This is a genomic window from Nocardioides aquiterrae (genome assembly GCF_039526625.1).
GTDB lineage: Bacteria > Actinomycetota > Actinomycetes > Propionibacteriales > Nocardioidaceae > Nocardioides > Nocardioides aquiterrae.
The window spans coordinates 114,844-122,789 of record NZ_BAAAJE010000011.1 but is presented as its reverse complement, the minus strand read 5'-3'; the positions used below and the strand labels follow the sequence as shown (position 1 = coordinate 122,789).

Annotated in this window: 7 protein-coding genes; 3 read left to right on the top strand and 4 right to left on the bottom strand. The window is 71.3% G+C overall.

What is annotated here, in order from left to right; all coding sequences use genetic code 11:
• The coding region (gene coaE / locus ABD086_RS12835; protein ID WP_343907937.1) for a dephospho-CoA kinase at positions 1-569 on the bottom strand (569 nt) is incomplete at its 3' end.
• A 68-nt stretch (positions 570-637) separates the two neighbouring features.
• Between coaE and ABD086_RS12830 the strand changes: the two genes are divergently transcribed.
• A complete protein-coding gene (locus ABD086_RS12830; protein ID WP_343907936.1) occupies positions 638-880 on the top strand; it encodes a hypothetical protein in 243 nt (80 codons plus the stop codon).
• Between the two features lie 10 nt (positions 881-890).
• On the opposite strand, the gene ABD086_RS12825 is transcribed toward ABD086_RS12830, so the two are convergent.
• From ABD086_RS12825 to ABD086_RS12815, 3 genes are all read right to left on the bottom strand, one after another.
• The gene (locus tag ABD086_RS12825) at positions 891-1,691 is read right to left on the bottom strand and encodes a hypothetical protein (protein ID WP_343907935.1); all 801 of its coding nucleotides are present in this window, start codon (positions 1,689-1,691) and stop codon (positions 891-893) included.
• Entirely contained in the window at positions 1,684-2,241 is a 558-nt protein-coding gene (locus ABD086_RS12820) for an RNA polymerase sigma factor (RefSeq protein ID WP_343907934.1), read from the bottom strand. The genes ABD086_RS12825 and ABD086_RS12820 overlap by 8 nt, the downstream gene beginning before the upstream one ends.
• Before the next feature lie 81 nt (positions 2,242-2,322).
• Positions 2,323-3,285 (bottom strand): NAD-dependent epimerase/dehydratase family protein, encoded by a 963-nt coding sequence (locus ABD086_RS12815; RefSeq protein WP_343907933.1) that lies wholly within the window; start codon positions 3,283-3,285, stop codon positions 2,323-2,325.
• Between the two features lie 110 nt (positions 3,286-3,395).
• Between ABD086_RS12815 and ABD086_RS12810 the strand changes: the two genes are divergently transcribed.
• Both ABD086_RS12810 and ABD086_RS12805 read left to right on the top strand, forming a co-directional pair.
• On the top strand, positions 3,396-4,088 hold the full coding sequence (locus tag ABD086_RS12810) for a TetR/AcrR family transcriptional regulator (RefSeq protein WP_343907932.1): 693 nt from the start codon (positions 3,396-3,398) through the stop codon (positions 4,086-4,088).
• 130 nt (positions 4,089-4,218) lie between these two features.
• Positions 4,219-7,842 (top strand): SIR2 family protein, encoded by a 3,624-nt coding sequence (locus ABD086_RS12805; RefSeq protein ID WP_343907931.1) that lies wholly within the window; start codon positions 4,219-4,221, stop codon positions 7,840-7,842.
• The last annotated feature ends 104 nt before the right edge of the window (positions 7,843-7,946 follow it).

Sequence of the window (7,946 nt, the reverse complement as noted above, 5' to 3'; positions counted from 1 at the left end):
GCGTACACCTCCTCCACCCGCGCGCGGAGCTGCTCGCGGGTGCCGGTGTTGACGATCAGGTGGGTGGCGATCGCGCGGCGCTGCTCGGGGGAGGCCTGGGCGGCGATGCGGGACTCGGCGTCCTCGCGGGTCCACCCGCGGTCGCGGAGCATCCGCTCGACCTGGAGCTCGGCGGGGGTCTCGACCACGATCACCGCGTCGAAGGTGTCGGCGCGGCCGGACTCGGCCAGCAGCGGGATGTCGTGCACGACCAGGCCGCCGGCGGGGGCGGCCGCCTCGAGCGCGGCGTACCGCTCGAAGACCAGCGGGTGCACGATCGCCTCGAGCTGCTTGCGCTTGGCCTCGTCGTTGAAGACGATCCGGCCGAGCTTCGGACGGTCCAGGTCGCCGGACGGCGTGAGGATCTCCGGCCCGAACGCCTCGACCACCCGGGCCAGCCCGGGGGTGCCCTTCTCGACCACCTCCCGGGCGAGCACGTCGCCGTCGATGATCGTCGCGCCGAGCTCGGCGAGGATCGCGGACACGGTGCTCTTCCCCGAGGCGATTCCCCCGGTCAGTCCGACGCGCATGACGCCATCCTGCCGGACGTCCGGAGACCTGGGGGTGCCGGCACGTAGGCTCGGCGGGTGAGCAGCCGATGAGCAAGATGGACAACCTCCGCGCGATGCGCGAAGCGCGCTACGCGCGGGCGACCGCCAAGCCCGCCACCGCGCGGCCGAAGCCCCTGGTGGCCCCGCGCGACGAGGCGCCGGTGGTCGCACCGGCCGCCGACGCAGGCGACGCCGGCGACGCGGACGGCCTGTGCGGCCACCGGTCGATGAACGGGCGCACGTGCACCCGCGAGGCCGGCCACGCGGCGAAGAGCCACCGCTACTCGTAGGCGGCGCCCGCTAGCAGCCGTGGTTGGCCTGGGCACAGGTGCCCGTGGCCCAGTCCAGCGTGTAGTGCTCCTGCACGCCGGAGTACGAGACGGTCACCTCGATCGGCGGGTCCTTCATCTCGTTGCCCCGGCTGACGTAGGTGTGCACCACCCGCCACCAGGTGTGGCCACCGCCGACCGCGGTCTCCGCCGGCACGGTCTCCCCGTCGGGGAACGTGTACAAGACGTCGAACGCCGTCGCGCCGTCCGGGACGATCCCGCCGGCCACCCGGGTCACCTCGCCGGAGCCCGTGTAGACCGAGCTCACCGCGTAGGTGTCCGCCTTGTCGGCGGGCGTGAGCGGCTTCGGCTGCTGCACCGTCGTCCGCCCGCGGACGTCGCAGAGCGCGAATCGGTCGCCCTTCACCCAGATGCTGGTGTGGTCGTCGAAGGTGGCCGCGAGCTCGGCGCCGGGCAGCGGGTAGCGCAGCTCCTGCGCGCAGGGCCCGTACCCGGCCCAGTGGTCGCCGGGGTCCGCGGTGTCCTCGGGCGCGGTGGGCTCGTCGGACGGCGCGTGCCGGCCCCGCTCGGTCGCCGTCGAGGACGAGCTGGCCGCCACCGGGGGCGCGCCGCCGTCGGGACCGCCGTCGCCGCCGCGGACCGCCCAGGCCGCCCCGCCGGCCACCAGGAGCACCGCGGCCGCGACCGCGCCCGGGACGAGCCAGCGCCGCGCGGGCGGGTCCGCCTGGGCGGCCGCCAGCAGCCCGGCGCGGATCCGCGCCCGGGTCTGGTCCGGCAGCGGCTCGTCCGGGGGCGGGGTCAGGTCAGTCATCGCTCTCTCCACGGTCGGTCAGGTCGGTGAGCCGGGCCCGGGCCCGGGAGAGCCGGGACCGCACGGTCCCGACGGGTACGTCGAGCGCGGCGGCCGCCTGCTCGTAGGTCAGGCCCGACCACGCGACCAGGCCGAGCACCTCGCGCTCGCGGGGCGGCAGGTCGTCGATCGCCGCGAGCACCGCAGCCATTCGCGCGGTGGAGCCGAGCCGGTCGGCGACCCGCTCGGCGTGGTCGGGCACCGGCTCCGGCCTCGGCAGGGCGGCCAGCGCCCGCAGCCGCCGGCGCCGGGAGCGGGTCAGGTTGCGGCACACGTTGGTCGCGACGCCGTACAGCCAGGGCAGCGCGCTGCCGTCGTGGAGGCGCACCCGCCGGCGGTGCCGCCACACCTCGAGGAAGACCGTGGACGTGGCGTCCTCGGCCTCGCCCCAGTCGCCGGTCGCGCGGAAGCAGTGGTTGTAGATCCGGTCGCCGTGGCGGTCGAACAGCGCGGCGAGCGCCTCGGGGTCGCCGTCGCGCAGCCGCTCGACCAGAGCCTCCTCGGTGACCACCACTCCTCCTCGCTGCACACCGATACATGTCCGCTGCGGGCCGGGGGTTCCCGACCCCAGTCCTGCCCGGTGGGAGACGGGCTACACGAGGACGGCCGCTTCCGGATCGGCGTTCACCGCCGTCGCCCGGCAGACCTCGTCCCACGGGGTCGGGGCCAGGCCGAGCTCGCGCTCGATGGCGCTGGAGTCGAGCACGTAGGGGCGCTGGAACTGGTACGCCGTCTCCCACATCTCCCGCATGACCGGGACGACGAGCCCGCTCAGCGCCAGCGTGCCGCGGGGGTAGGCCTTGACCTGGACCGGCTCGCGCCCGGCGGCGCGGCACACGTCGGCGATCGCCTCGGCCTGGGTGACCGGCGCGTTGGTCGGCGCGTGCCAGACCCGGCCCCACGTCTGCGGCGCGGCCGCGACCGCCACCAGGGCGCGGGCCATGTCGCGGACGTCGGTGAACGAGTGCGGTACGTCGGGGCGCCCGATCACCCGCACCGTCCTGCCAGCCAGCGCGGCCGGAGCGACGCGGGCGATGTGGCCGGCGTCGACCGAGACGCCGGGACCCATGTAGTCGGATCCGCGCACCTCGACCGCGCGGATCCGGCCCGCGTCGTGCCGCGCCCTGGCCTCGGCCCACATCCCGGCGCGCAGCCTGGCCTTCGCGCCGGGCGCGACGTCGGGCAGGTCCTCGGTCATCGGGACGTCGACCGGACCGTAGGCGTAGAGGCACGACGCGGTCGCCAGCAGCGCGCCCGTGCGCTCGGCTGCGACCAGGAACGCCTCGGCCACGGGCGGCCAGAACGTCGGCCACACCGTGTAGTCGGGCGGGTTCACGCAGTTGTAGAGCGCCGTGGCACCGGTGGCCAGCTCGGTCAACCGGTCGGCGTCGGCCGCGTCGGCGGCCTCGCGGCGTACGCCGGCCACCTCCGGTCCGGAGCCCGAACGGCTGACCAGCACCACCTCGTGGCCCGCCGCGGCGAGCTCGGTGGCGGTGGCACGGCCGACGGGGCCGGCGCCGACGACGACGTGCAGCTGAGTCTCGAGCTGGGACATGGTTCCTCCTGAGGATCAAAACGAGAGCACCGCTCTCTGTTCTTCCACCGTGGCACGACTCGCCATCGAAAGCAAGAGCACTGCTCTCGGAATGTGCGACCATGTTCCCCATGCCCTCGAAGTCGCGCGCCGAGAACCGCGCCGAGCAGACCCGCGCCATCCAGCAGACGGCGCGCCGCCACCTCGCCGAGGTCGGCCCCGCGGCTCTGTCGCTGCGGGCCATCGCCCGCGAGGTCGGACTCGTGTCCTCGGCCGTCTACCGCTACTTCCCCAGCCGCGACGACCTGCTGACCGCGCTGATCGTCGCGGCGTACGACGAGCTCGGCGACGCCGTCGAGGCCGCGGACTCAGCCGTCGCCGACCGCGCCGACCTGGCCGCCCGCTTCCGCGCCCTCTGCCACGCGATCCGCGACTGGGCTCGCGCCAACCCGCACGAGTACGCCCTCCTCTACGGCTCCCCCGTCCCCGGCTACGCCGCCCCCGACGACACCGTCACCCCTGCCGTCCGCGTCAGCGGCGCCTTCATGGCACTGGGCCAGGCCGCCGAGCGCGCCGGCCGCACCCCGATCGCCACGCTGCCCGTGAGCGAGGCCGAGAAGGACGCCATCGCCCCGATCCAGGACTTCCTCGACGACCCCATCGACGACGCCCACCTGCTCCGCTGGCTGATGGTTTGGTCCGCCGTCTTCGGCCACGTGAGCCTCGAGCTCTTCGGCCACATGTACCGCGGCGTCCTCGACTACGACGAGCACTTCTCGCAGGCGGTTGGTCAGCTCGCCACCGACCTCGGCCTCGTCACCTGAGGGCATTCCGCCCAGAATGACGCTGTCGCAACCCGGCACACGCGGTGTTGGCGCTCTGGTCGACCGGCAGCAGCGGTCCCACTGGGTCGGTCCCTTAGCGAGTGTCGGCGGCAGGCGCTAACTTCGCACCGTGCGATTCGGGAGCATTGAGGTTCCTAGCGAGCTGGTTGATGCGGCTCGCGCTGGAGAGCTTGTCGTCTTCGTCGGCGCCGGCGCGTCCATGGACCCGCCATCGAGCCTCCCGAGCTTCCGCACGCTCATCGCGGACATCGGCACACTGACCGGCACCCCGGCCACCGACGCGGACTTCGAGCGACCCGACCGGTTCCTGGGCCGGCTCGTCGACCAGGGCGTCGACGTGCACGGGCTCGTCGCTGCCGCTGTGGATCTGCCCGGATCCGTACCCAACCGTCTACACCGCGCCATCGTCGACCTCGCTCGGGCGCACGGGCCCGTCCGGGTTGTCACCACGAACTACGACCACCACCTGACAACGGCGAGCCGAGAAGCCGGACTCGATCCCGACATCTTCCTCGGGCCGGCGCTGCCGGTCGGCCACGACTTCGAGGGACTCGTACACCTACACGGCGCCCTGGGGCAGGAAGCCCGGCGCCTCATCGTCACCGACACCGACTTCGGACACGCGTACCTGCGAGAAGCCTGGGCTGCCCGCTTCCTCGAGCAGATGTTCTCCAAGTTCGCAGTCGCCTTCATCGGCTACCGGCACGGCGACATCGTCATGCAGTACCTGGCGCGGTCGCTGGGCCGAGACGGCCGACGGTTCGTGTTCACCAACGATGGCGACCTTTCCGACTGGGAGTCGCTCGGCGTGACTCCGATCCCGTACGAACTCCGCGGCGAGGCAGGCAACTCGCACGAAGCCCTGCCAGAGAGCCTGGAGCGGTGGGCCGAGCTTCAGTCCAGAGGCAGCATCGAGCACCGGCTCCGGATCGCGGAGATCGTCGGCACCGAGCAGCCGACCACGGTTCCGGAGGAGGTCGACTACCTCAAGGACTGCCTCCGGGACCCCGAGCGCGTCCGGTACTTCGTGGAAGGCGCCCGCGGCCGCCACTGGCTCGGCTGGGTCGCCGGACAACCGGAGTTCGCCACCCTGTTCTCCGGGGCGGACTTCTCCGGCGTGCCACACGAGGTCACCACGACACTCAGATCTTGGGTCACTGAGCACTACATCGCGGCCGAGTCCGGGAGCGCGGCTGCCCTCCGGGTGATGCGCGGGAAGACCTGGTCCGACCCGACCTGGATGTCGATCACCCACTGCCTGTTGACGAGCGACGGCAGGGTCCCGGACTGGCAACTCCCCTGGCTTGTGCTTGCCCTCGACCAGGCTCCACCCGGCCGGACCGACCTGCTCGACATGATCTTGAACCAGGCCGGGTGGAGCGAGCGTCTCGATGTCGCCACGATGCTGTTCGAGCACCGCACGCGACCAGTTGTCACCTCAGGCATCGACTTCGGCGAAGAGAATGACCCGCCGTACTTCCAGGTCGACATCGTCGGTAACGAGACGTCACTGACCGAGGCGTGGGCCAAGGTCTTCATACCGGAGCTCGCGACGTACGCCGCGGAGCTTCTCGACCTCATAGTGAACCAACTGCGGGCCGCCTACCGCATGGCATGGGCGCTCTATCCAGGGTCCGAGGCCATCAGCTTCGGTCGGTCCGCGATCGAGCCGCACGACCAAGACGAATTTCGTGAGCCGTTCGACGTGCTCATCGACGCCGCCCGTGACTGCCTCGAGAGCCTTCTCGAAACCGATGCCTCTGAAGCCGTCCGATGGCTGGATCAGTGGACGTCAGCCGACCAAGGACTGTTCCGGCGGCTCGCCGTGCACGGCTACCGGCTCCGGAATGACCTTGCCTCCGACGAGAAGGTCGGGTGGGTGTGCGGCCAGGGCCTGCTCTACGACCTGGTCGCTCAGCACGAGGTGTTTCTCCTGCTCCAAGAGAACGTACCGTCCGCCGGCGAGGAGCAGGTTCGGGCGCTGCTTGAGCTGGTCAGTGCAGGACCTCCGGATGACGAACCCGACGACGACGACCACCACCACGACGGCCACGGCGGTGACGAAGGCGGTGACGAAGGCGGCGACGACGACGACGACGGCGACGACGGCGGCGACGACGGCGAGGACGGCGGTCGCTCTCAGTACCGCCGGTACAACCTGCTGGTCTGGCTCGCGCGGGCCGCACCGGACACCGCGCCGATCGCCGATGCCCTCCGGGAGGTTCAGGAAGCGAACCCGACGTACCAGCCCCGACCGCATCCGGACCTGAACATGTACATGGAGACGACCGCCGAGGCTGACGTCGAACCGTTCAGCGCCGAAGAGCTGCACGCCAAGATCGCCGACGACCCCCAGGCGGCGCTGACCGAGATCCGTTCCCACCACATCGACGACGACCGGTTCGGTCATCGCGGCCCCACCTGGCAGGGCGCCCTCAACGCGGTCCGGACGTGCGTCACCAAGTACCCCGACGACGGAACCCACCTCGCCACACATCTCGACGAGGGCGACCGCGACCTGCGCGTGACCATGATCAACGCCTGGAGCGACGCCGACCTCAACGACGACAAGGTCCACGCGGTCCTCGACGTCGCTCGAGGTTGGAAACCCGACCAGATCCGCAACGCGGCCGCACGCATGCTCGCCAACGGCGGCGACGGCAACCACCCCACCGCATGGCACCAGTACGACGACGCCCGAGAGCTCGCGACCAGCCTGTGGCCCCACGAGCAGGTGACCGGCAATATCGACGAGAGCACCGACCTGCACGCGGCTGCTATCAACCACCCGGCCGGGGACCTCGCCCAGTTCTGGACCAAAGCCATCGCCTTCGACTGGTCGATAGATCGCGAGAACTGGGCCGGCATCCCAGCCCCGCTGCGCCAGCACCTCGACACGATGCTCGTGGCCGAAGGCCGCAACGGCGTGTTCGCGCGCACCATCCTCGGCGGTCAACTGCACTTCTACTTCAGCGCCGAGCCGACATGGGCTGAGCAGAATCTGCTCCCGCTGTTCGACTGGGAAGACCGACCCGACGACGCGACCGCTGTCTGGCAAGGTTTCCTTGCTTGGGGCCGGCCGGACCAAGGTCTTCTGGACGCAGGCCTGCTCGGCTACTACCTCCAAACGTGCACCCGTACCGGCCAGCTCGGCCGCGAGCGCGCAACCGAACAGCTCGCCGCGCACCTTGCCTACATCGCGACGTCTTCCACAACCGACCCCGGCACTTGGCTGCCGCGGTTCATCAAGGAAGCGCCCGAGAAGCTGCGGGTGGCCTGGGCCCGGCGGGTCGGGGTCTTCCTGCGGCGGATGACCCCTGAACAGTCCGACGCGCAATGGGAGCGCTGGGTCAGGTCCTACTGGACTGGCCGCGCCTCGTCGGTTCCGCTGCCGTTCACCGACGCCGAAGCCTCGGGCACCGCCGACTGGGTCTTTGGACTCCCGACCCGCCGGTCCGAAGCGGTCGCGATCGTCGAGATGACCGCGGCCGGCCTCGACGTCCACGACCAACTGCTCTACCGGCTCAGCGACACCTCTCTCGAGTCGGACCCGACAACTTGGATGCGGTTCCTGCTTCATCTGCTGCGCGGAACCACAACGCCGTCGTGGTCGATCTGCCACTACCTCGCGAAGATCGTCGGAATGCTCAAAGCAGCCGACCCCGGCCTCGACATCTCCCACTTGATCAACCGAGCCATGGAGCTCGGCTGCACCGACGCTCCGAACTGGTAGAGGAGCGGCGCAGGGCCGCGCAGGGGGCCGCGCAGGGGCGGCACATATGCGGCGCGGACGCGGCGCCGCGGTGGCGCGGCGGCGCAGAGCCAATGCTGTGTCGG

What these genes read in the sequence shown, in the direction of transcription:
- ABD086_RS12830 (WP_343907936.1), top strand. Translation starts at nt 638, where the DNA reads ATGAGCAAGATGGACAACCTCCGCGCGATGCGCGAAGCGCGCTACGCG.
- ABD086_RS12825 (WP_343907935.1), bottom strand. Translation starts at nt 1,691, where the DNA reads ATGACTGACCTGACCCCGCCCCCGGACGAGCCGCTGCCGGACCAGACC.
- ABD086_RS12815 (WP_343907933.1), bottom strand. Translation starts at nt 3,285, where the DNA reads ATGTCCCAGCTCGAGACTCAGCTGCACGTCGTCGTCGGCGCCGGCCCC.
- ABD086_RS12810 (WP_343907932.1), top strand. Translation starts at nt 3,396, where the DNA reads ATGCCCTCGAAGTCGCGCGCCGAGAACCGCGCCGAGCAGACCCGCGCC.